This is a genomic window from Streptomyces sp. NPDC107546, from assembly GCF_055639175.1.
In genome coordinates, this window is record NZ_JBVKBA010000032.1 from 1 (window position 1) to 22,462 (window position 22,462).

A 22,462-nucleotide genomic window follows, 5' to 3' on the forward strand; every position below is an offset into this window, starting at 1 on the left:
GACGTGTCCTCCGACGCGAACGCGGCCGGTGCCGACAGCAGCGCGAGCGGGGCTATGGCAGCCGTCGCCGCCGCGGCGGCCAGGGCACGGCGAAGTGGTCAGGCCCGGGACGCTCCGAGGAACCGCAGCACGGCCAGGACGCGGCGGTGGTCCGCGTCGACCACGGGCAGGTCAAGCTTGGCGAAGATGTTGTTGATGTGCTTCGCCACGGCGCTCTCGCTGACCACCAGCGCCTGCGCGATGCCGGCATTGGAGCGCCCCTCGGCCATCAGGCCGAGCACCTCCCGTTCGCGGGGGGTCAGCCGCGCGAGCGGGTCGCTGTCGCGCCGCAGCAGCAACTGGGCGACGACCTGCGGGTCCAGGGCCGTGCCCCCGTCCGCCACTCGCCGGACCGCCGCCACGAAGTCGGCGACATCGGCAACCCGCTGCTTGAGCAGGTAGCCCACACCGCTGGTGTTCGCAGACAGCAGGTCAGCCGCGTACCGCTCCTCCACGTACTGCGAAAGCAGCACCACCGGCGTCCCCGGCCAGCGCCGACGGATCTCCATCGCCGCCCGCACCCCCTCGTCGGTGAAGCCGGGCGGCATCCGGACGTCGATCAAGGCAAGTTCGGGCCGGTGCTCCGCCACTGCCGCCAACAGCCCCTCCGCGTCGTCGGCTTCCGCGGCGACCTGGAACCCGCCCATCTCCAGCACCTTGATCAGGCCGACCCGCAACAACACCGAATCCTCGGCGATCACCGCGCGCACGGCAGCTCCGCGGTGATGGTGGTGGGCCCGCCAACGGGGCTGCTGACGTGGAAGGCCCCGTCGAGGGAGCCGACCCGCTTGGCCAGCCCGGTCAGCCCCGTGCCGGCGGCGGCGTCGGCACCGCCCAGCCCGTCGTCGGTAACGCGCACTCGCAGCACCTCGCCGACCTGACGGACTATCACCTCTGCACGCATCGCGTTGGCGTGCTTCGTTGCATTGGTCAGCGCCTCAGAGATCACGAAGTACGCGACTGACTCCACGTTGGGTGCCACCCGCTCCTCCAGACTGACCCGCAGCCGCACCGGCAGGGGCGTACGGGCAGCCAGCCCGGACAACGCCGCGTCCAGACCTCGGTCTTCGAGCACGGCCGGGTGCAGCCCCCGCACCAGGTCATTGAGTTCGGCGATCGCCTCCTTCGCCTCCAGGTGCGCTCTCGCGATCACCTCGCGGGCATCACTCGGCAGGTCCGGGCGGGTGGCAATGGCCAGACCCAGGTTGACCGCGAGAGACACCAACCGCTGCTGGGTGCCGTCGTGCAGGTCGCGCTCGATCCGGCGGCGCTCCGCGTCGACGGCCTCGATCAAGTCGGTCCGGCTCACGGCCAGCTGATCGACCCGCTCCTGGAGCCGCTGCGCCCGGCTGGGCCCGAGCAGGCCCAACGCCAGCCGCGCCTCGGCCCGGGCTACTGCCCGCGCGGTCCAGGGCAGGGCGCACAGGAGGAGGAGTCCAGCCGCTGTGTAAGCCGGCAGCTGGGTCAGGTAGCCGAACCAGTCCTGGCGGATTCCGGTTGGCAGCGCCCATGACCAGGCGTAGGCGATGACGCCCGCCAGGCACGCCGCTGCCACCGCGAGCACCAGCAGCTCCAGCAGCGCGAGCAGCGGGCCCAGCAGGAGGTGGTAGCCGATCTTGCGCCAAGGCCGCGTCGCCGCGAGCCACCGGGCGGTCGAGGCCCACGTCCATTGTTCCGGCGCGGTGGGGGTGAGCCGGGGGACGTCCACACCGATGAGCACCCGGTGGCGAGCCCGCTGAACGGCCGTCAGCACCGGGGTGCCGAGCAGGACCAGGGCGGCCGACACGGAAACCGTAAGGAGCCAGTTCCCCGTCCTGGCGGTAGTCGCCGCCGCCCAGGCCCACACGGGCACCAGCGCCAGGTGCGGCAGCACACCAGCGGCAAGAAAGCCGGTGTCCCGCTGCGCCCGGAGGACCGTGCGTCTCAGTCCAGCTGGAATCGTCATGGCACGACGCTAGGGCACCGCAGGAGGACGGTGCCATGAAGCCCGTACCCGATCTCATGGTGAACCTAGTACCAGCTGTAGATCTGGATCTTGGCCTGTGGGCGGACAGCATCTCGGGTCGGTAGGTCGGCCGCTGCGGGCCGCTGGCAGGTAGACCGGGCCCGGTGGAACAGGCACTATGCCCCGGTGAGCATCGTCACCAAGTTCTTCGTGGCACCGGACGCCGAAGCTGCCGCTGCTCTCGCGGAGGCATCGCCGTCAAGGACTTCCTCAAAGCTCCGACCGGTGAAGATGCCCTCCCACTCGATCAGAGCCTCCTCGACATCGAAGTTGCCGAAGGTCAGGGACTCGAAGACCCCGTCGGGGCAATGGCCACCCTGAAGAGCTGGCGTCTCCTGCGCGAACTGCGGTGCAGCACCACCCGCATCACCGGCCTCGTGCAGGCAGTCCTCATGCTTCAGCATCGGATGGGCCTGAGATTGGAAAAGGCTCAAGGTCGAAGCAGACCAGAACGTCGGCCTGGCCAAGGCACACAAGTTCCGGTCCACGGCAAACCATGTGATCCAGCCCGGCACGCACTCACTCGCGATGCAGGTCAATGGCCGACGGTTCTTCCCCGTGGTGTTCGAGGTCGTGGAGTGACGAGCCCGTCTGCTGCCTGATCCAGCCCGCTGCCGCCGGCTGGACCCTTATACATCTGCTCCGCTCCGCTGGGCCCTGGCTTCGTAAGTCACGGCCCATCGGGTCATGCTCGCGCGGCCCCTACGTACATGCAGGCCTCGCTGAAGCCATGGACAAGGCCGAGGGCGCGCTTCGGAGCCTTCTGTGAGCCGCCGGGCGGAAAGCTCGGCGTTTCGGCCAAGCCCCATGCCTCGCACACCTGTTGTCGGGGGCGGGTCGATGCATCGTCCACGCTCCGCCACGCGCGCAATCTCGGGATTTCGAGAGCGACCGACACACATGTGTTCGATACCTCTGCCGGGTCGTTGAGCCTCACGACCACGCCGGACGACCGTCAAGGGGGACCACGTTGACCTCGGCCGATACGCAAGAGCAGCAGACCACGGCGCCGCCCCCGCCACCGCCGGCGGACATCACCTACAGCGGGCAGTACTCCGTCAACCCCCTCGCCGAGGTCTCCTTCGGGCGGATGTGCAGGCAGATTCCGGCCGTTCTGGGTCGGATCGCCCGGCTGTCGTGGCGGACCGACCGGTGCGCGGTTCAACTCCTGCTTGGCTGCCAGGTGGTCACGGGCCTCTCTGCCGCCGTGCTGCTGGCCGCAACCGCCCGCGCCATGGAGCCCGTCCTCGGGGACGGCTACGCCGGCGAGAGGCTGCGCGGCGCCGTGCCCGCGCTGCTGGTGGTGGCACTCGCCGCGGCGATGGGCCGCACCGCAGGGGCGGTGGCCACCTACGCCGAGCGACGGATCACCCCGCTGCTCACAACGGAGACGGACACCGCGCTGGTCGAGGCGGTGTGCCGGGTCGAGGCCGCAGCGTACGCGGAGGAGGGGTTCTCGGACCGGCACGAGGCAGCCGAGATGGGGGTGATCCGCACCCTCGTGATGGTCACCGACGCCCAGCGATTCCTGTCCGCGCTGATCCGCATGGTCACCGCCGGCGGCGTGCTGTCGGTGCTGAACCCGCTGATGCTGCCCCTGCTGCTGCTCGCCGTGCTGCCGGCCGGTGTCGGCGCCGTCCTGACCGCCCGGGTCGACTACGAGATCCACTACGCCAACGTCGCCGACCGCAACGTGCGCGGCATGATGCGCTGGTGGGCGACCACGCCGAAGTACGGCGACGAGGTCCGCGCCAACTCGATGACCGACTACCTCGTCTACTGGTACCGGGCCCTGTCCGACCGATGCGACCGGCGCACGCTGGCCGCCGCGCCAAGGACTCTGCGGATCGCCCTGCTCTCCTCGCTGGCCGGCGGTGTCTTCCTCGTCGCGACCTGGGCAGCCCTCGCGTGGCTGGCCGTGACAGGACGGATCGCGCTCGCGGTCGCCGCCACGGCCGTCATCGCCGTCCAGACCACGCTCGCCGCCCTCTCCCAGGTCGTCATCAACGGCGCCGCGGTCTTCCACACCAGCCTGTACCTGAGCGACATGCAAGCCTTCCTCGACGACGCCGCCGCCCGCGCCCCCAAGCGCGGCCCCCGCGAGCTCACCGCGCCGGTCGAGGAGATCCGGCTCGACGAGGTCGTCTACCAGTACCCGGGCAAGGACAAGCCCGCCGTGGACGGTGTCTCCCTCACCCTGGAGCGCGGCCAGATCCTCGCTGTCGTCGGAGCGAACGGCTCGGGGAAGTCCACGCTCACCCGGCTGCTCACCGGGATCTACCTGCCCGACAAGGGCAAGGTCACCTGGAACGGCACCGACCTCGCCGAGGTCGACCCCGAAACCGTCTGGCGCCGCACCGGTCTGGTGCCGCAGATCTTCGCCCAGTGGCCGCTGCGGGTCCGCGAGAACGTCACCTTGGGCCAGCCCCGTACCCACGACGACACCCCGGTGTGGGAGGCCATCGACGCGGTCGGCATGCGCGAAGCCGTCGAGGACCTCCCCGCAGGCCTGGGCACCCTGCTGTCCCGCGAGGTCTTCGGCGGATCGGAGCTCTCCGGCGGCCAGTGGCAGCGCATCGCCTGCTCCAGGGCCTTGTACCGCCGGCCCGGACTGCTGATCCTCGACGAGCCCACCTCCCAGATGGACCCGCGCGGCGAGCACCAGATCTTCGAGCAGATCAAGACCATCGCCGCCGACCGCATCACCATCGTGGTCACCCACCGCCTGGAGAACACACAGGTCGCCGACCGGATCATCGTGATGGAGCACGGCCGGATCTCCGAGCACGGAACGTACGAGGAACTCGCCGCCGCAGGCGGCCTGTTCACCGAACTCCTGGCCCTCTCCCACGACCGCTGACCAACCCCGCTGCCGCGCCCCGCTTCGGGGCGCAGCGCCCCTTGCCCACCGCCCGTCGTACGGAGGATTCGTTGACCGCCGACTCTGGGTACGCACTCTTGACCATCGCCCGCTACGGCCGAGTCGATCTTCTCTGCATTGATGAGCTGGGCTATATGGAGCTGGACCGCAGGGGCGCTGAGCTGCTGTTCCAGGTGCTGACCGAGCGCGAGGAGAAGAACAGCGTCGCCATCGCCTCGAACGAGAGTTTCAGCGGCTGGACCAAAACCTTCACCGACCCCCGGCTCAGCGCGGCCATCGACGACCGGCTCACCTTCGGCGGCAACCTCATCCAGACCGGCACCGAATCCCACCGCCTGGCCCTCACCCAGGCCCGGAGAGCAGCACAGAACGCTGCCGGCTGAACTCGCCCTGTACGGGAGGCGATGCCGTGTTACCCCGCACGCGACGGCCCGGACGGCCTCCCGCTAGTGCGGTGCGATGGTTTTGATCCAGTCCTCGACGGCGACCACATCTGCCCACTGCGGGAACAGCTTTTCGGTGAGCATCCGGTGCACCTCGGGGTCGGTGTCGAGGCAGGCATCCGCCAGGACGGTGAGGCCGAAGTCCAGGTCGATGGCGTGCCACAGGGTGGACAGCACTACAGCGCTGGTGGCGATGCCAGTGAGAACAAGGCTGTCGATATCGCGAGCTCTGAGCACCAAGTCGAGGTCGCTGCCCGAAAACGCGCTCCCCCGCCTCTTGGTGACCACGACGTCGCCCTGCTGGGGCGCGACGTCGTCATGGATCTCGGTGCCAGGGGCTCCCTCGGTGAACAGGCCGGCCCGCACGGCGTTTGTCATCACCCTGTTGCGGGGGCTGACTTCTGGATCGCCCGGCCGTAACCCGAGCACCACGTAGATCACGGTGATACCTGCAGCCCGGGCACCGTCGATCGCCCTGCGCAAGCGCGGCAGATATCCGGAACCGTCATCGGCGATGGCCACGACGTCCCGTTGGACGTCCATCACCAGAAGGGCGCTGTTCGCCATACTTGCCGTCCCTTCTCCGTTGGGACAAGTCTGGTGGATCAACCGAGCTGCGGTGGAGGTTTCGGAGATTTTCGCAGCGTCGCGTCGCAGTGCCCCCACGACCGGTGTCAGTTCTCATCGACATTTTCTCGCCCTGCGATCACCAAGTGCTGCCCAAACTGACCCGGACACCGAGCGCAGCATGCGCGCCCACCACGCCCGCGCCGCGAAGGCCCTGGACGTACGAGTCGAGCCGGGCGGGGAGTTCTGGGGGTGGGCCGGGCGCACCCTGGGTGCCCCGGCCCGCACCGCCGACGGCCAACCTGCGTGGCTGCGGCTGGTGTCCGCGCCGGAAGACAAGGCGTCGGGGAAGTTGCGGGACGGCGCTCTCGACGCCCAGCACGCCTTCGGTGACCTGGACGGGCACCGGCCCGCGCTTCTGGCCGTCCACGACGCCGTCGACGACGGCACCGCCTACCGGTTGGAGCTGTCGGTGCGCGTCGACCAGCCGGTCCTGTCCGACGATCCGATCATCCGGCATGAGGCCCAGCTGCCGGACTCCTGGCGGCAGGAGCTCGCCGGGACGCTGGAGAAGGTGGCGCCCGTCGACACCGACCGCGTCGCCGTACGACAGCAGTACATGGACCGGGCGATCCCCCAGTTCGTCGGCGTCCCGGCACCCGCCGTCACCCGCTGGACCACCGCACTCCGACGTGCACTGGGCGAACCTCACGGCGTCGCCCCTGCGGCTGTTGGACTGGGAGGGATGGGGCGGCGCCCCGGAGGGCTTCGACGCCGCCACGCTCTACGCCTACACACTGCTCCAGCCGGACACCGCCGCCCGCGTCCGCACCGTCTTCCCGATCCTGGGCAGCCAGGCCGGCCTCGCCGCCGAAGCGACCATGTGCGCCCAGCTGCTGCAGGCCGTGGCCTGCGGCGACAACCTGGTTCTCGAGGACCGACTCCGGGACTGGGCGGAGGAACTCCGCCGGCGCTGACGGCAAGGGCCGGGCGGAGCTTGCCGCCGGGCTCGTTCCCGGATGCGGCGGGAGCTGCGGCGGCCGACCCGAAGGGCAAGTGATCAACCCACCCATCCGATGTCACGGACCTCGATCGCTCCGGCGTGCGGCATGTACTGAATCCAGCACCGCCGGCCGAACCCCTCCCGGATCCCCTGGGTTCGCCGTGCTTTTCGTGATCGCGGTTCAGGTCGGTCGGCGATGCTGGCGCCCTGCTGCACCCGGGCATGAACGAGCGCGGTCACGGAGACCTTGCTGGTGCTTTCCGTGTCCGCACTCGGGTGGTGTGCTCAGGGGGTGGCTACGAGCTTGTAGTCGTTGGTGTACGCCTGGAGCTGGGACTCTGCGGCGCTGTAGAGGATCTTCGTGTCGGTGGAGGAGGAGTCGAGGACGACCTTGACGCCGAGGTTGGCCTTGATCTTGTTGGTGGCCAGGTAGTTCCGGGCGCCGCCGGTGACGAGGATGAGAGTCGGGTCGGCTCCGGACGGGGAGATGTTGGCGGCCGGGACGGAGAAGGAGAATTGGTTGGCGGTGACTGAGTTGTCATCGCCGTTGATGTGGACCAGGCCGTGGAGGTCGTCGAAGCGGGTGCTGGTGCCGTCGCCGTACACCCGGCGAAAGTGGTTGCCGGAGATCAGGTTCTCCGAGCTGCCGTTTGTCAGGGCGATCATGCTGGGGAAGTTGCTCAGCAGCTTGTTCGCGGAGATGGTGCAGCGGTTGGAGTTGATGAGGGTGATGTTGCAGGCCCATAGAATGGTGTTGCCGGAGATGAGGATGCCCTCGGCGTTCTCCGCGAAGACCGAGTAGCCCGCCCAGGCGCTGATCAGATGGTTGTTGGTGATCTTGGCGACCTGTGATGCGCCGGTGAGGGAGATCGAAGTGCCGCACTCGGCGACGAAGTTGTTGGTGAAGCTGCACGCGTCTGCGCCCTTCACCACCATGGCCTGGGTGAGATAGACGAAGCCCATCCCCTCGAAGCGGAACGAGTCATTGTCCGACTGGACCGAGATGCCGATCTTGTGGTTGCCCTCCACGTACGGCTTTGTGGACGCCACGCCGTCGATACAGAAGTCCTGGAAGACGATGCCGTTGAGCCGGCCGACCTCGGCGGGTGCCCCGGAACGCTGGACCAGGAACGCCTCGTTGTTGCCGTCGGTGTGCTTGACCCGGATGTGGCTCGAGCCGGGCTGCACCTCGAACCAGTTGCTGGTGTCGGAGGTGTCGTCGTGGATGGCCCGGGACAGGAAGCCGTGCCCGGAGCCCTTGATCGTCAGGAAGCTGATGTCGATGACGACGCGGGTGAGCAGGTCGTAGTGGCCCGGCGGGATGTATATGACGGCACCGGGTCTGGTGTTCTGGGTGGTCTGGTTCGACTTGATGTCGGCGATGATCTCGTTGATCACCTTGCCGATGTCGGTTTGCGGGGAGACGCTGCCGTTGAAGGTGGTGACGTCGTAGACGGTGTTGGCCATGGGCGTCCTTCCGGTAGGTGGTTGGGTCAGAGGAGGCCGACGATCTTGGCGTACGGATGGGCCTTGGCGTCAGGCTTGCCGGGCTTGGGCTTCTCCGGGACGGCCGCGGCGGCCGGCTGAGGTGGTGCGGAGGACAGGAACGCCACGGTGGTCAGGGCTGTAACCGCGGCGCCTCGGAGGAGGGTGCGGCGGGACGGGGTGGGTGGTTGGGCAGGGTGCATGACGGCTCCTCGCAGACTGGGAAGGCGGGTGTGCGTGAGGGTCAGCGGACGGCGCCCGCTGTCATGCCGGCGATGACCTGCTTCTGGAAGGCCGCGTAGATCGCCAGCTGCGGCAGCAGGACGAGGGTGGCGGACGCCATCATGGCGCCGTAGTTGACGCTGTAGACGCCCTGGAACTGGGAGACGCCGAGGGACACGGTGGTCATGTTCGGGTCGTTGATGAGGGTGACCGCGAAGGGGAACTCGTTCCAGACGTAGATGACGTTGAGGATCGCGAGGGTGGCGACGACCGGCCGCATGAGAGGGAAGACGACCTTCCAGGCCATCCGCCACAGCCCGACTCCGTCCATCACCGCGGCCTGTTCGACTTCTTCGGGGAAGTCCCGCAGGAAGCCGGTCAGCAGCAGGATGTTGAAGGGGATCGTGACGGCGATGTACGGCAGGATCAGCGCGAAGTACGTACCGAACAGGCCGAAGGTGATGTCAAGTCGGTACACAGGGAAAAGCAGGATGTAGACCGGGATGGCGAGGCCGGCCAGGAAGTAGAAGCGCAGGGTGTTCTGTGTACGGCGCTTACCGCTGCGGAAGACCATGCGGGTGAGCGCGAACGCGGCCATGTAGGAGATGACCAGGCCGACCGTGACCGAGACGACGGCCAGGATCAGAGTGTTCTTGTACATCACCAGCAGGTTGAGGGTCTCCAGGGCCTGCCGGTAGTTGGCCAGTGTGAGATCCGACAGCGAGAACGGATGGTTGAGGATGTTGTCGTTGCTCTGGAACGACAGCAACACGATCCACAGCAGCGGGAACAGGATCACGAAGGTGATCAGGTAGGCGACCGCCGAGACCACGATCCTTCCGCGGCTGCGGCGTCCCGGCCTGCTCGGGGCCTCACCGGTGGCAGCTGGGGACGGGAGCGACATCTTGACCTTGGTGTCGGTGCTCAACGAACTTCTCCCTTACGGCGGTTACCGAAGAACGTGGCCGCGGAGGCGAGCGATCCCACCACGAACACCACCACCGCCAGGGCCATGCCGTAGCCGTACTGCTGGGTGGTGAAGGTGATGTGGTACATGTAGCTGACCATGACCTCGGAGAGGTGGACGGGACCGCCGCCGGTGAGGGCGTAGACGAGTTCGAAGACCTTGAAGACGCCGGTGACGACGAGCGCGGTGACTATGCCGAACGTCTCGCGCATCATCGGGATCTGGATGTGCCGTAGCTGCTGCCAGCGGCTCGCCCCGTCGAGGCTGCTTGCCTCCATCATGTCGCGCGGCAGCATGCGCAGGCCCGCGTAGAAGATGGTCAGCACGAAGCCGATCTGCTGCCACAGGTAGACGAAGCCGATCGAGTACGGGCTGAGCGTTGGACCGCCGATCCACTGCGGGTGCGCTGGCACGCCGATCGCCAGCAGGAAGGCATTCACCAGGCCGATCTTCGGGTCCAGGATGAAGATCCAGATCAGGCCGACGAGGATCGGCGCGATGATCGCCGGGGCGAAGACGAGCGCCCGCATCGCGCCGCTGCCCTTCACCCGGCCGCTGAGCAGGATTGCAAGCAGGAAGCCCAGCGGGATCAGCAGGAACAGGGCGATGCCGAGGATGATCCCGGTGTTGCGCATCGACGTCCAGAAGGCGTCGTCCTGGCCCATCTGCTGGTAGTTGTCGAAGCCAGCGAAGCCATTGGCGGAGACGCCGTCGAAGTCGGTGAAGCTGTAATACAGCGAGTACAGGATCGGATAGATCATGTACAGGCTGTAAATGATCAGGGCCGGCGCGATCATAAGGGTGAAGTGCCGGCGTGTGGTGAGCCAGTTCATGCTGTTCCCGTCGTCCGGGCCCGCGTGCCGCCCGTGCTGCACGCGGGCGCCGGCAGCGTGACTACTTGATGGTCTTCTGGACGTTCTTCACGGCCTTTTCAGGGCTGAGGCTGCCGCCCATCACGCCGTAGAAGCTGTCGTACATGGCGCTCGCGGTGGCCGCGGAGACCACCAGGTCGGGCTGCGCCTTCGGGCTCTTCCAGCCGGGCTTCGAGGCTTCGGCCAGGACGGCGGCGAACACCGAGTTCTTGGCCGTGTCCACTTGCGGCTTGTACGTGGTGACCGGCGGCTGGGCGTTGTCGACGAGGATCTTCTGGCCCGCGTCGCTGTAGTAGAACTGGATGAACGCCTTCACCGCGGCGTACTTTTTCTTGTCGCCCTTGACCTTGGCGCTGACGACGAACGGCGCCGATGGCACGTTCATCACGAGCTTCTGCTCGCCGACGCCGTCGGAGAAGGTCGGCCCGGCCCAGAAGCCGGTGTCCTTGCCCACGGCGCTCTTCTGGATCTTCGCCGCTTCCCACACGCCGGCATCCAGGAAGGCCGCCTTGCCGTCCGTGTAGGAGGCGACTGCCTGGGCGTAGGTCTGCGTGTTCATGTTGGAGGGGAAGGCGCCCGCCTTCGCCAGCTCCTCCACGCGCTTGTACAGGCGCAGGAAGTCGGCGTTGTCGTAGCCGGCCTTGTCAGCCAGGATGTCCTGGTACTTCGCCTCGTAGCCGAAGCGGTTGAGCATGGTCAGGAAGGCCCAGACGCTGAACGAGGAGTTGTTCGCGCCCTGCGCAATCGGCACCACACCCGCCGCCTTGAGCTTCTTCACCGCGGCGAGCAGGTCCTCGAAGGTCTCCGGGACGGCGATCTTGTGCTCGTTCAGGATGGCCTTGTTGTAGTAGAAGCCCGTGACCAGAGCCTGGTACGGCAGGCCGTACTGGACGCCGTTCTGCTGGAAGCCGGCGAGCATGCTCGGGGCGAACTTCGCCTTCAGGTTGTTCTCGGCGAGGATCGGGGATAGGTCCAGCAGGTCATCGCTCTTGACCATGGTCTTGGCGAGCGAGTCGTAGACCCAGAAGATCTCCGGCAGCGTGCCGGACTGCGCGGCGATGGTCATCCGCTGCTCGTGTTGGTCGACCGGCTGGCCCTCCAGCTTGATCTTCATGTCGGGGTGCTTCTTGTTGAACTCCTGCACCATCTGCCAGGTCGCCGGGTCCTGCGTCTTGCTGTCCGGGTTGTGCATGGACAGCGTGATCAGACCGTCCGACGACGATCCGCCCGCCGTGTTCACCGCGGAGCCGCAGGCCGTGGCGGTGACGAACAGGGCGCTCGCCGTGGCGGTGAGCAGGAGTCGCCGGGAGATGCCGGAGTGCCGTCTCGACGTCTGGGGCGCGGGCTGAGGAGAGGTCGCCATCGTGCTGCTGCCTTCCGGGAACTGGGTGGAGGCGGAACCGGCGTGGGGGTGACAGGGCTCCGGGGAGATGTTCGGTATCGATGCAGGCCGTCTGTTCCGGCAGGGATGTCCGGTGTGCTCGAATGTTCGCCGTCGGGGCGGCTCTGCGCTCGTGACGCAAACGTTTCGATGAAAGGTGCCTCGCGAGGCCCGGCGTGTCAATACCGTGTGACAGAGGAGTTTCTCCGAGGCGATCGCTCTGTGCAGGCCACATCCATTGACGGCCTGCGTCACGGCGTGCGATGGTCTGCGCAATCGTTTCGATAAGCCTGGGGTTGAGCGGAACGAGTGGACGGCGAACCGGCCAACCGCATGGACCGGTAGACCGTATGGCGTTAGGAAGTTACGGACTGGATCACGGATCCGGCCCGACGACACAGGGAGGCGGCGAGCGGCAGTGGCCACGATCTCCGACGTTGCACGGATGGCCGGCGTCTCCACGTCCACCGTGTCCCACGTCATCAACGGCACACGGCCGGTCCGCGACGAAACCCGCACTCGGGTCGAAGAGGCGGTAAGGGCCACGGGCTACCGGCGTGACAGCCTCGCCCGGGCGCTGCGTCGCTCCCGCACCGATTCCATCGGACTGATCCTCACGGACGTGTCCGAGCCGGCCTTCGCGGCGATGGCCCGCGGTGTCGAACGCGAGGCCATGGGCGCCGGTCTGACCGTGCTTCTGGCCAATTCGGGCGAGGACGCGGAGCTGGAGGCACGGGCGCTGGAGGTCTTGGCCGAGCGCCGGGTCGACGGCCTGCTCATCGCTCCCGTCGCCCGGTCCCACCGGGATGCGATCACCGCTGTGATCGACCAGGGCACACCGGTCGTCCTGATCGACCGTCTCAACGGGGTCAAGGCGGACCAGGTGGGTGTGGAGAACACCGCGCCCATGCGGGAGCTGGTGCTGCACCTGGTGGAGCACCACGGTCACCGGCGGATCGCGCTGGCCGCAGGCGACACCGCGGTGTCCACCATCGCGGAGCGGCGGCGCGGCTACCTCGAAGCACTCGACGAAGCCGGGATCGACGTCGACGACAGCCTGATCGTCACCGGTAGCGGCCGGGCGGAGGACACCCGCGAACGTATGACGCGTGTCCTGCGCCAGCCGCACCGGCCGTCGGCCGTGGTCGCTGCCGGTACCGAGACCGCGGTGGGCGTGCTGGCGGCGGCCAAAGGGCTGGGGCTCGTCACCCCGGGAGACCTTGCCTTCGCTACCTTCGACGGCTTCCCGCACACCGACTTGTTCCGTCCGGGCATCACCGCGGTCGCCCAGCCGGCCCACGAGATCGGGGCCACGGCGATGGAGCTGCTGCTCAGCCGCATCGACGGCAGCCTCACCACCCGCCCCCGCACCATTCGTCTGGAGCCGGAGATCACCTACCGGGAGTCCTGCGGCTGCCCGGCCTGAGCCACCACCACAGCAAGGGGGCGGCAGGAGAGGTCCAGTCTCCCGCCGCCCGAGTTCAGCGAACCATCACTGAAGGGGTCAGTTTCCCATGCCCTCGCACGCCCTCGAACACCTCACCCGACCTACCCGGGCCCGCACCGCCCGCGTCTCCAGCTGGGACCAGCGGGGCCGCAACCAGGACTACTGGACGACCCCCGCGCACTCCAGCCGTGTCCTGGCCGACCTCGAGGGGCCGGGCCGGATCACGCACATCTGGATGACACAGTTCTGCCGCAAGACGCTCGGCCCCGGCCTCATCGACCCCCTTGAAGCCGACACCGTCGCCCCGGTGATGGAGATCCACAACGCGCTCGGCGTCAACTGGGAGGAGCCGGACCCGGACTACTACCGCAAGGTCCTCATCCGTATCACCTGGGACGACGAGGAGCAGCCCGCCGTCCTGGTCCCGCTCGGCGACTTCTTCGGCATCGGCCACTGCATGCCCAACAGCTACCAGTCGGCCCTGTTCACCGTCTCCGCCAAGCCCGAGGAGTCGCTGATCTTCGGCGGCAGCGCGGCCCTGAACTGCTGGGCGCCGATGCCGTTCAACAAGCGGGCCCGCATCGAGCTGGTCAACGAGAACGACCTGCCGATCCAGCAGTACTTCTACATCGACTACGAGCTGTTCCCCGAGGACCTGCCCGAGGACACCCTCTACTTCCACGCCCGCTGGAACCGCAACGACCCCTGCAACGGCTGGGCGCCCGACATCCAGACCAACAGCCCCGAGGTCAACATCGTCGATCTCACCGGCGAGGACAACTACGTCATCCTCGACACCGAGGGCAAGGGCCACTACGTCGGCTGCAACCTCTCCGTCCACCACCGGCAGGGCAGCTGGTGGGGCGAGGGCAACGACATGATCTGGATCGACGACGACTTCCTGCCCGACGGCTCCACCAGCTGGCCGCCCTCCCTGCACGGCACCGGCACCGAGGACTACTTCAACCACGCCTGGGGGATGCAGAAGAACGCCTACCTCTACCATGGCGCGATCCTCCACGAGGCCGACGTCCCGGGCTACTCGGTCAACTACCGCTTCCACGTCGCCGATCCGATCCGCTTCGAGGAACGCATCAAGGTCTCCATCGAGCACGGCCACGGCAACCACCTCGCCGACGACTGGGCCTCGACCGCGTACTGGTACCAGACCCTGCCCTCCCCGAAGGCCACGATCCTGCCGCTGGAGAAGCGCCTGCCCGTGCGCCCGGCCGGGCAGCCGATGCCGGTCCCGGCCTCGCGTACGGGCGCGGTCGCCGAGGAGATCGCCGTCATGCGCGAGCGGTACCAGGCCCGCTTCGAACGCCACATGAACAATCTCGCCGAGCGCACCCGGCAGCGCGGCGAACGCTCGCTGCAGGAGTCCGAGGCGAACATCAAGCAGGCCGCGGCCATCCGCCGCCGTTACGACGGGCGCGCCGATGACTGAGACCGAGACCCGGGCGGCGGTGGCGCTCGACACCCACTTCCCGGCCGTCCACCTCCGCCCGCCGGCCCACTGGATCAACGACCCCAACGGCCTCGTCTTCCACGACGGCCACTACCACGTCTACTTCCAGTACAACCCGCACAGCGCCCGCCACGCCAACATGCACTGGGGCCACTACCGCAGCCGGGACCTGATCCACTGGGAACTCATGCCGGTGGCGCTGGGCCCCACCCCGGGCGGCGACGACGAGGGCGGGGTGTGGTCGGGCAACGCCGTCTCCCATGACGGCCGCCTCACCGCCTTCTACTCCGCCAAGCGCGACGACCGCTGGCATCAGCCGGTGACCTCGGCGGCGTCCGTCGACGGCGGCACCACCTTCACCAAGCGCCAGAGCCTCCTGATCCCGGAGGCGGCCGACGGCACCACGATGTTCCGCGACCCGTACGTGTGGAGGGACGGCGACCGCTGGCGCATGCTCGTCGGTGCGGCCCTGGCCGACGGACGCGGGGCCGCCCTGCAGTACACCTCCGACGACCTCGACGACTGGTCGTACGAGGGCGTCTTCCTGGCCCGCCCGCCGCACCCCCTGCGCGATGGCCGGAACACGGAGGAAGGCTGGGAGTGCGCCCAGTACACCGCCTTCCCCGACGGCACTGGCGCGGTCCTCGCCAGCGCCTGGGACCCGCGGGAGGGAGCGAGCTGCGCGATCTACTGGCCGGGCCGCGAACAGGACGGCGAGTTCCAGGCCGCGGCGACACCCCACCTCCTCGACCACGGCCCCGACTTCTACGCCCCCGCCCTGCTGCACGCTCCCGACGGACGGTGGTTGATGTGGGCCTGGATCTGGGAGGCCCGCGACGAGGAACGTGTCGGCGCTCCCAGCGCCTGGACAGACGAGGCGGGCTGGGCGGGCATGCTCTCCCTGCCCCGCGAACTGACGCCCGGCCCGGACGGCGAACTGGTCCAGCGGCCTGCCCGTGAACTGCGCGCTCTGCGCGGCGAACGGCGGATCGCCGCGGAGGGCAAGGCGAGCGCCGAGCAGCCGGTGGAGCTCGGCGAGGTGTCCTGGGCCACGGACCTGACCGTGACTCTGCAGCGCGGTGGTCGCCTGCGGCTGCTCACCTCACCGGACGGGACCGAGTACCTCGACATCGTCCACCACCTGGTCAGCGGTGAACTGGTCGTCGACCGCGACCACGCTTCCCTCGACCCGCGTGCGAAGGGCGGCAGTTGGCGCCTGCCGGGGGAGGGGCCCAACATGACCCTGCGGATCCTGCTGGATCACTCGGTCGCGGAGATCTTCACCGCTGCCGGCCGGGCCTTGACCCTGCGGTTGTACCCCGTCGGCGACGGGCCCTGGCGCGTGCAGATGGGCGCCACGGGCGTCGGATCCGCCGCGTACACGATCGGAGCATGGGACCTGACGCCGCCTGAACAGCGCGATGGCCAGCACACCAACTGATGCTGCCGCGAGACGCCCTGCTTGACGTCGCTCCGCGCCGGCGGGCGTCTCGGGCTGCCGAAGCCTATTTTCCGAAATCGAGCAGCTCATGAGCTCACATCAGATCACAACCCCGGGGGGGGCGTCGCCGACGCCTTCACCGGACCCTCAAGGGCCGCGAACGAACTCGCACTGCGGGTACTGCCCGGCGGCGGACCCGCCAACACCGCGGTGGCCCTGGCCCGCCTCGGCACTCCGGTCCGCTTCCTCGCACGGCTGTCCGGCGACGTGTTCGGCCGCCTGTTCCGGGCCCGTCTGGAGGCGGCCGGCGTCGACCTGTCGTACGCCGTAGCGGCCACCGAGCCCAGCACGCTCGCCGTGGCGGAGCTGGACACCACGGGACAGGCCACGTTCTCCTTCCACGCCCAGAACACCGCCGACCGGCAGTGGACGCCCGAGGAAGTGGCCAAGGTGGACCTGTCCGAGACGACCTGTGTGCACACCGGCTCCCTGGCGCTGGTACGCGAGCCTGGCGCGGCAGTCGTCGAGGAATTCCTGGCAACGGCCGCTTCCCGTGCGACCGTCAGCATCGACCCGAACGTCCGGCCGCTGCTGGTGCACCCCGACGTCTACCGCGGCCAGCTGGCCCGCTGGTGTTCCCTCGCCGACATTCTGCGGCTGAGTCAGGACGACCTGGAACTGCTGCGGCCGGGCACCCCGCCCGAGCAGGCCTGCGACGCCTGGCACGCGGCCGGGGCCCGGCTCGTCGTGATCACTCTCGGCGCTGACGGCGCGCTGGCCTCGCTCGACGGCGGGTCCAGGTGCCAGCGGTGACAACGCAGGTCGTCGACACTGTCGGCGCGGGTGACTCCTTCACCGCGGGACTGCTGCATCGACTCGCCGCCCTCGGACACTCGGCGGCCGGCTCAACCGGCTGCGCCTCGAAGAGGTCGCGGACTAGTTGGACGGTGCCAGGGTGCGCACGACGTCGAACTCGTTGCCCTCGGGGTCCGCCATGACCACCCAGCTCCGGCCAGAGCCCTGGCCCACGTCCACCTTGGCGGCGCCAAGGCCAAGCAGCCTGGCCACCTCGTCGTCGGTACTGCCGTCGATCGGGCTGACGTCCAGGTGGAGCCGGTTCTTCAGGCTCTTGCCCTCGGGCACCCGGATAAAGACCAGGGTGGGCGGCATCTGGCGGGCCCGAACCTCCTCCACGGTCGGCTCCCAGGAACCGATCTCGACCTTGCCCTCGCTCCGGTCGATCACCTTGAAGCCCAGGACCGCGCACCAGAAGGCCGCGAGCCGCTCCGGATCGTGACAGTCGACAACCAACTCGGTGAACCTACTGGTCATTACTCCCCCATACAGTGCAGACGGGGGCTCAGCCTATGGGGCCGCGCCACCCCTCCGGTCCGGAATCGCTACGACCACCAACCCTTGGAGTCGATCATCTAGGGTGCGTATCGAGTCGTGATCAATCCGCGGGATTCATCCTCGTGACAGACGCTGATCACGCGGCCAATGGGTAGTCGCACTGGATGCGCATTCCGGTCAGCCTGTGGGCAGGCCGATCTGATCGCGTTCGAGCACGGAGCGGAGCTCCGAGAGGATCTGTACCGCGGCCAGTCCTGAGGGGCCCCCGAGGGTGTCCGCGGTCAGCTCGGCCAGCGCTTCGGTGAAGGTCGCCTCCGCGGCCTCGACGAGTTGCAGGCCGTCATCGGTCAGGTCCAGCAGTGATGAGCGGCGATCCGATGGATTGGTTCGCCGTACGACCCATGCCTGCTTCTCCAGGCGGTCGATGCCTTTACTGGTCGCACCGATCCCGACGGCGAACTCAGCGGCGAGGTCCGCCACCCGGGACCCGGGGTGGTCCCGCAGGAAGCTCAGGACCTCGAACTGCGAGGTGACGATCCCATGCCGCTCGCGAAGACGGTCGTTCAGCGCGTTGTAGAGGCGCGTCTCGCAGCGGACGAGATCGGCGAAGAAGCCCGGGAGGTCGACCCGGCCACCGCTTGACTTGGATGCCATGGCATATATCCTAACCTAAATGCCTAGGCATATAGTTCCTTGGCATTTACTCGCGATGGAGGCGACAGTGAGCAGGCAACAGCGCGCGGAGATCGACGCGATGGTCCGACGGCCTCAGCCTGAGGGCCCTCGGTCGGTGGAGGAGCTGCGTGCAGGGTTCAGGGCGATGATGGGGGAAATGATCGTCCCGGCTGGGATCCGCACCCGGACTGCGACGCTCGGCGACCGGCCCGCGGTGCTCGTCGAGCCGGCCGGCACTCCGAAGGCCGGGACGATCCTCTACTTCCACGGCGGCTCCTACGTGGTCGGTTCACCGGAGACGGCGATGTCGCTGACGGGGAACCTGGTGACCAAAACAGGGTTCAGGGCATTCTCGTTGGATTACCGGCTTGCCCCTGAGCACCCGTTCCCGGCCGCGATCGAGGACGGGCTGAGCGCCTACCGCGCACTTCTCGACAGCGGCGAAGACCCTTCGGCGATCGCGTTCGCCGGGGACTCCGCCGGTGGCGGCCTCACCGTCACCACCTGCCTCGCCGCCCGCGACGCGGGCCTACCCATGCCCGCCGCGATCGTGGCGTTCTCCCCAGGACTCGACATGACCCGGACAGGCGAGAGCATGGACGCCAAGGCGGGCATCGACCCGTTCTTCACCCGTGAGGGCATGGAACACACCGGGACCATGTACCTTGCGGGACAGGACCCGCACCAGCCCATGCTCAGCCCCGCCACCCTCGCCGACCTGACCGGCTTCCCCCCGATGCTTCTGCAGGCCGGCACCAACGAAATGCTCCTGGACGACTCCACACGCATGGCCACGCGCGCGAGGGAAGCCGGAGTGGACGTCATCCTGGATGTCACCGCTGACGTTCCACATGTCTTCCAGGCGTTCGCCGGCGTCCTGGACGAAGCCGACGAGGCGCTGGAGCGCGCCGCTCTCTTTCTCAGTCAGCACATCCGCACCAGGGGCACGGCACACACGTCGGCAGGCTGAAGCCCGCACGCCCTAGTCGTGGCCGACCAGGGCGGTGATGAGCTTGCGGGCCCTCGCCTTGGTCAGTCGCTTCGCGGCCGTCACGCACCGCTGCCGGGGAGCGCGCGCGGCGATGTCGCTGCCCTTGATCGTCTTGGCGAACTCGGCGTCGACCGCTCCTTGCCGACCTTCTCCCCCGAGCGTGGTGAGGCCGTCAGTCGGCGACCCTGCCGAACAGGTGGTTGGCAGGAGCGTTGGGGTCGTTGCCGTAGAAGAATTCCGTGACCGCTTGGTGGAATTCGGCGCGGTCCAGTGCACCGGAGCCGTCCCGGTCCAAAGCGGCGAAGACCGCGGCGCAGTCCTCGCCGGGAACGCCGGCGACCGCGTCGAACATCTGCTGGAACTCCGCCTGGTCGATCTTGCCATCTCCGTTGAGGTCGACGAGGTCGAAGAAGCAATCGGTCACCGGCTCGATCTGTTGCGGGTACAGGGCGGGGTCGGTCAGGACCCGCCTGAACCCTTCGGTCATCTCCCGTAGATCGACCTTCCCGTCGCCGTCCTGGTCCATCGGGGCGATCACGTTCCTCCAGAACCCGTCCATCCCCTCGGTGAGCAGGCGGGCGGGCGCGGAGTCCGGAGCGGTGCCGCGGGCGGCGATGTAACGCTCGCTCATCATTCGGACGTCGCGCTGGGTGATGAACCCGTCGCCGTCGACGTCGGCGCCCCTGAACCACTGGGCGTACTTGAGGTTTTGAAGTGCAGTCACGGTTGCGCACAGTATTCATGTCGTTACGTGCGCGCAAACGGGGGAGTGGAAGAGTTTCCGGTGCTCGTGTCAGTGTTCGAGTTTGGGTGGTGCAAAGGCGAGCACATCGGGAAGGGGGTCGCCGTAGAGCTCGACGTCGACCAGCGCACTGAGGGCACTCGGTCCTTGGGACAGGCGTGAGCACGGCCGATCCGCCGTGAGGACGTTCGGATTGCCGTGGCGGTCCAGTGTTCCGCTCAGCCCTGGCTGGACTGGATCCCACCACGCTCCGGTGGACAGTTGTACGACGCCTGGCATGACGTCGTCCGACAGGACTGCGCCCGCAAGGCAGCTGCCTCGGTCGTTGTAGACGCGTACGATCATGCCGTTCTCGATGCCGCGTGACGCGGCGTCCAACGGGTTGATCGTCACGGGCTCACGGCCACGGATCTTCGAACTGAGGCTGTGGCCACCGTTGTCGTACTGGCTGTGCAGGCGTGAAGCGGGCTGATTCGAGATCAGATGCAGCGGGAATCGGTCCGATAGATCGCCACGGAGCCACTCGGCTGGTTCGAACCACGTCGGATGCCCGGCGCAGTCGTCGTAGCCGAACGAGTCGATCTCCTCGGAGAAGATCTCGATCCGGCCCGACGGCGTCTGTAGGGGGAACCGCTGCGGATCTGAACGGAGCGCCTCGAAGCTGCCGGGAAACGGTCCCGTCAACGCCGGCAGCTCGGCGGCGGAGCTTCGCCAGAAGTCGTCGAAGCTCGGCAAGGCGGCATCGTCGCCGAGTTCGGCTTTCGTCTGCTCGTAAAGGTGTCGGACCCATTCGATCTCGGAGCGCGACTCCGTGAACTCCTGCTCGAATCCGAGCCGGGAGGCCAAGGCGGTGAAGATGTGGTGGTCGGTGCGCGACTCACCCGCCGGCTCGCGGACTTTCGGCATCGCGACGATGTGGGGGTCCGAGAATCCGGCGGCGAAGTCGTCGCGCTCCAAGCCGGTGGCGACGGGAAGGACGATGTCCGCGAACTTGGCCGTGGTGTTCCACCAGGCTTCGTGAACCACCACCGTGTCAGGAGTCTGCCATGCTCGGGTCAGCCGATGGAGATCCTGGTGATGGTGGAACGGGTTCCCTCCGCACCAGTAGATCAGGCGAAGCTCGGGCAGCGTGAGGCGCCGACCGTCGTAGTCGATGGTCTTACCCGGATGCAGCAGGGTGTCGGCGATCCTTGCGACGGGGATGAAATCCGGAACGGGGTTGGAAACCCCGGGGATCGCCGCCACGAAGGGGCGGCCTCGGGCAACGCCGGTCGCGTCCATCGTCGCGTAACCCGCACCCCAGCCGCAGCCAGACCGGCCCATCGAGCCCGCCATGGCGGCCAGCACGACAGACATCCAGATCGGCTGTTCGCCGTGGTCTGCCCGCTGCACCGCATAGTTGACCATGATGAGAGAACGCTGCGTGGTGAGGCGGCGAGCGAGATCGGCGATCGCGTCGCGACTGATGCCCGTGATCCTCGCCGCCCAGGCAGCATCCTTGGGGACGCCGTCGAGCTCGCCGACCAAGTAGGAGGCGAAGCGGTCAAACCCGACGCAGCACCGGCGAAGGAAGTCCTCATCGTGCCACCCGTTGACCAGCATCGTGTGTGCGATGCCGAGCATGGCGGCGGTGTCGGTGTTGGGGGTGACGGGCAGCCACTCGGCGTCGAGGAAGCCGGCGACATCGCTGCGGATGGGGCTGACGTTCACGAACCGCACCCCGGCCTCACGGCACTGGCGCTGCAGGTTCTGCGTCTGGTGCCTGGCCAGCCCACCGGGGTTGATCTGGCTGTTCTTGAGGGCCAGCCCTCCGAACGCCACCACAAACTCACAGTTCTCGGCGATCTCATCCCACATCGGCATCCGGGACTGGTAGCTCCACGGATGCCCGCCGATCACATGGGGGAGGATGACCTCCAAAGCCGCGGTGCTGTACGTGTTGCGAGAGTCGGTGTATCCGCCGCCCAACGCCAGGAACCGATGGAGTTGACCCTGCGCGTTGTGGAAGCCGCCCGCACTCGCCCAGCCGTAAGATCCGCCGAACACCGCGCTGTCTCCGTGCTGTGAACGAACTCGACGCAGTTCATCGCTCACCAGCGTGATCGCGTCGTCCCAGCTCACCTCCACGAAGGCGTCCGCGCCTCTGGCCGTGTCGTGGACGCGCGGCAGGCCCTTCAGCCAGCCCTTGCGCACCGCGGGGCGCAGCACGCGAGCGCTGTCGTCGGCGGCTGCCACCATTCCGGGGCCGATAGGTGACGGCGCGGGGTCATCGCCCCTCGGCTCAATTCGCACCAACCGGCCGGAATCGACCACCGCAATGAAACTGCCCCAGTGCGTCGCAACCGACACGCGTCGTTCCACCGTGCATCAACTCCATCCCTGAAGTTTCCGCTGCTCTCGGACAACGGTCAGTCGACGGTCCGCGGGACGGAGACTTCCCCTATGGCCTCCTGCCCAACCGCGCCGCTGGATGCGACCGC

General features: G+C 67.9%; 19 protein-coding genes and 3 pseudogenes. 9 read left to right on the forward strand and 13 right to left on the reverse strand.

Annotated features, from left to right (window positions below):
* Nucleotides 1-98: 98 nt before the first annotated feature.
* The gene (locus ACZ7L1_RS31815; protein ID WP_468784126.1) at nt 99-749 is read right to left on the reverse strand and encodes a response regulator; all 651 of its coding nucleotides are present in this window, start codon (nt 747-749) and stop codon (nt 99-101) included.
* Nucleotides 737-1,984 (reverse strand): sensor histidine kinase, encoded by a 1,248-nt coding sequence (locus tag ACZ7L1_RS31820; RefSeq protein WP_471442086.1) that lies wholly within the window; start codon nt 1,982-1,984, stop codon nt 737-739. Before ACZ7L1_RS31820 ends, ACZ7L1_RS31815 begins: the two co-directional genes overlap by 13 nt.
* Before the next feature lie 365 nt (nt 1,985-2,349).
* Between ACZ7L1_RS31820 and ACZ7L1_RS31825 the strand changes: the two are divergent.
* The 3 genes and pseudogenes from ACZ7L1_RS31825 to ACZ7L1_RS31835 all read left to right on the forward strand — a co-directional run.
* Nucleotides 2,350-2,442, forward strand: a pseudogene (locus ACZ7L1_RS31825) (IS5/IS1182 family transposase); the annotation flags it as partial.
* Between the two features lie 572 nt (nt 2,443-3,014).
* Nucleotides 3,015-4,904, forward strand: coding sequence for an ATP-binding cassette domain-containing protein (locus ACZ7L1_RS31830; protein ID WP_471442088.1), 1,890 nt, complete (start codon nt 3,015-3,017; stop codon nt 4,902-4,904).
* Between the two features lie 98 nt (nt 4,905-5,002).
* A pseudogene (locus ACZ7L1_RS31835) lies at nt 5,003-5,308 on the forward strand (ATP-binding protein); the annotation flags it as partial.
* 63 nt (nt 5,309-5,371) lie between these two features.
* On the opposite strand, the gene ACZ7L1_RS31840 reads toward ACZ7L1_RS31835, so the two are convergent.
* Complete coding sequence (locus tag ACZ7L1_RS31840) at nt 5,372-5,935, reverse strand: cysteine hydrolase family protein (protein WP_471442090.1); 564 nt, start codon at nt 5,933-5,935, stop codon at nt 5,372-5,374.
* A gap of 139 nt (nt 5,936-6,074) precedes the next feature.
* Nucleotides 6,075-6,647, reverse strand: a complete 573-nt coding sequence (locus tag ACZ7L1_RS31845; protein ID WP_471442092.1) for a hypothetical protein — start codon at nt 6,645-6,647, stop codon at nt 6,075-6,077.
* A gap of 19 nt (nt 6,648-6,666) precedes the next feature.
* Here ACZ7L1_RS31845 and ACZ7L1_RS31850 point away from each other — a divergent pair, with 19 nt between their 5' ends.
* On the forward strand, nt 6,667-6,912 hold the full coding sequence (locus ACZ7L1_RS31850; protein ID WP_471442094.1) for a hypothetical protein: 246 nt from the start codon (nt 6,667-6,669) through the stop codon (nt 6,910-6,912).
* Nucleotides 6,913-7,223: 311 nt separating this feature from the next.
* On the opposite strand, the gene ACZ7L1_RS31855 is transcribed toward ACZ7L1_RS31850, so the two are convergent.
* From ACZ7L1_RS31855 to ACZ7L1_RS31875, 5 genes are all read right to left on the reverse strand, one after another.
* A complete protein-coding gene (locus ACZ7L1_RS31855; RefSeq protein WP_471442096.1) occupies nt 7,224-8,405 on the reverse strand; it encodes a NosD domain-containing protein in 1,182 nt (393 codons plus the stop codon).
* Nucleotides 8,406-8,431: 26 nt separating this feature from the next.
* Nucleotides 8,432-8,626 carry a hypothetical protein gene (locus ACZ7L1_RS31860; RefSeq protein ID WP_471442098.1) on the reverse strand — a complete coding sequence of 65 codons (195 nt, stop codon included), beginning with the start codon at nt 8,624-8,626 and terminating at the stop codon, nt 8,432-8,434.
* A 41-nt stretch (nt 8,627-8,667) separates the two neighbouring features.
* The gene (locus ACZ7L1_RS31865) at nt 8,668-9,573 is read right to left on the reverse strand and encodes a carbohydrate ABC transporter permease (protein WP_471442100.1); all 906 of its coding nucleotides are present in this window, start codon (nt 9,571-9,573) and stop codon (nt 8,668-8,670) included.
* The gene (locus ACZ7L1_RS31870) at nt 9,570-10,373 is read right to left on the reverse strand and encodes a carbohydrate ABC transporter permease (RefSeq protein ID WP_471442102.1); all 804 of its coding nucleotides are present in this window, start codon (nt 10,371-10,373) and stop codon (nt 9,570-9,572) included. Before ACZ7L1_RS31870 ends, ACZ7L1_RS31865 begins: the two co-directional genes overlap by 4 nt.
* A 133-nt stretch (nt 10,374-10,506) precedes the next feature.
* Entirely contained in the window at nt 10,507-11,847 is a 1,341-nt protein-coding gene (locus ACZ7L1_RS31875) for an ABC transporter substrate-binding protein (RefSeq protein ID WP_471442104.1), read from the reverse strand.
* A gap of 436 nt (nt 11,848-12,283) precedes the next feature.
* On the opposite strand from ACZ7L1_RS31875, the gene ACZ7L1_RS31880 reads away from it, so the two are divergent.
* The 4 genes and pseudogenes from ACZ7L1_RS31880 (at nt 12,284) to ACZ7L1_RS31895 (ending at nt 17,219) form a co-directional block, all read left to right on the forward strand.
* Nucleotides 12,284-13,291, forward strand: coding sequence for a LacI family DNA-binding transcriptional regulator (locus ACZ7L1_RS31880; protein ID WP_471442106.1), 1,008 nt, complete (start codon nt 12,284-12,286; stop codon nt 13,289-13,291).
* A gap of 88 nt (nt 13,292-13,379) precedes the next feature.
* The gene (locus tag ACZ7L1_RS31885) at nt 13,380-14,759 is read left to right on the forward strand and encodes a glycoside hydrolase family 172 protein (protein ID WP_471442108.1); all 1,380 of its coding nucleotides are present in this window, start codon (nt 13,380-13,382) and stop codon (nt 14,757-14,759) included.
* Nucleotides 14,752-16,221 carry a glycoside hydrolase family 32 protein gene (locus tag ACZ7L1_RS31890; RefSeq protein ID WP_471442111.1) on the forward strand — a complete coding sequence of 490 codons (1,470 nt, stop codon included), beginning with the start codon at nt 14,752-14,754 and terminating at the stop codon, nt 16,219-16,221. Before ACZ7L1_RS31885 ends, ACZ7L1_RS31890 begins: the two co-directional genes overlap by 8 nt.
* 210 nt (nt 16,222-16,431) lie before the next feature.
* Nucleotides 16,432-17,219 (forward strand): annotated as a pseudogene (locus tag ACZ7L1_RS31895) (carbohydrate kinase family protein).
* Here ACZ7L1_RS31895 and ACZ7L1_RS31900 read toward each other — a convergent pair.
* A complete protein-coding gene (locus tag ACZ7L1_RS31900; protein ID WP_471442113.1) occupies nt 17,158-17,553 on the reverse strand; it encodes a VOC family protein in 396 nt (131 codons plus the stop codon). The pseudogene ACZ7L1_RS31895 and the gene ACZ7L1_RS31900 overlap by 62 nt on opposite strands.
* 198 nt (nt 17,554-17,751) lie before the next feature.
* Nucleotides 17,752-18,228, reverse strand: coding sequence for a MarR family winged helix-turn-helix transcriptional regulator (locus tag ACZ7L1_RS31905; RefSeq protein ID WP_471442115.1), 477 nt, complete (start codon nt 18,226-18,228; stop codon nt 17,752-17,754).
* Nucleotides 18,229-18,406: 178 nt separating this feature from the next.
* On the opposite strand from ACZ7L1_RS31905, the gene ACZ7L1_RS31910 reads away from it, so the two are divergent.
* Nucleotides 18,407-19,219 carry an alpha/beta hydrolase gene (locus ACZ7L1_RS31910; protein ID WP_471442117.1) on the forward strand — a complete coding sequence of 271 codons (813 nt, stop codon included), beginning with the start codon at nt 18,407-18,409 and terminating at the stop codon, nt 19,217-19,219.
* A gap of 193 nt (nt 19,220-19,412) precedes the next feature.
* Here ACZ7L1_RS31910 and ACZ7L1_RS31915 read toward each other — a convergent pair whose 3' ends face one another.
* Together ACZ7L1_RS31915 and ACZ7L1_RS31920 are read right to left on the reverse strand one after the other, a co-directional pair.
* A complete protein-coding gene (locus ACZ7L1_RS31915) occupies nt 19,413-19,964 on the reverse strand; it encodes an EF-hand domain-containing protein (protein ID WP_471442119.1) in 552 nt (183 codons plus the stop codon).
* A gap of 69 nt (nt 19,965-20,033) precedes the next feature.
* A complete protein-coding gene (locus ACZ7L1_RS31920; RefSeq protein WP_471442121.1) occupies nt 20,034-22,343 on the reverse strand; it encodes a molybdopterin-dependent oxidoreductase in 2,310 nt (769 codons plus the stop codon).
* Nucleotides 22,344-22,462: the final 119 nt, after the last annotated feature.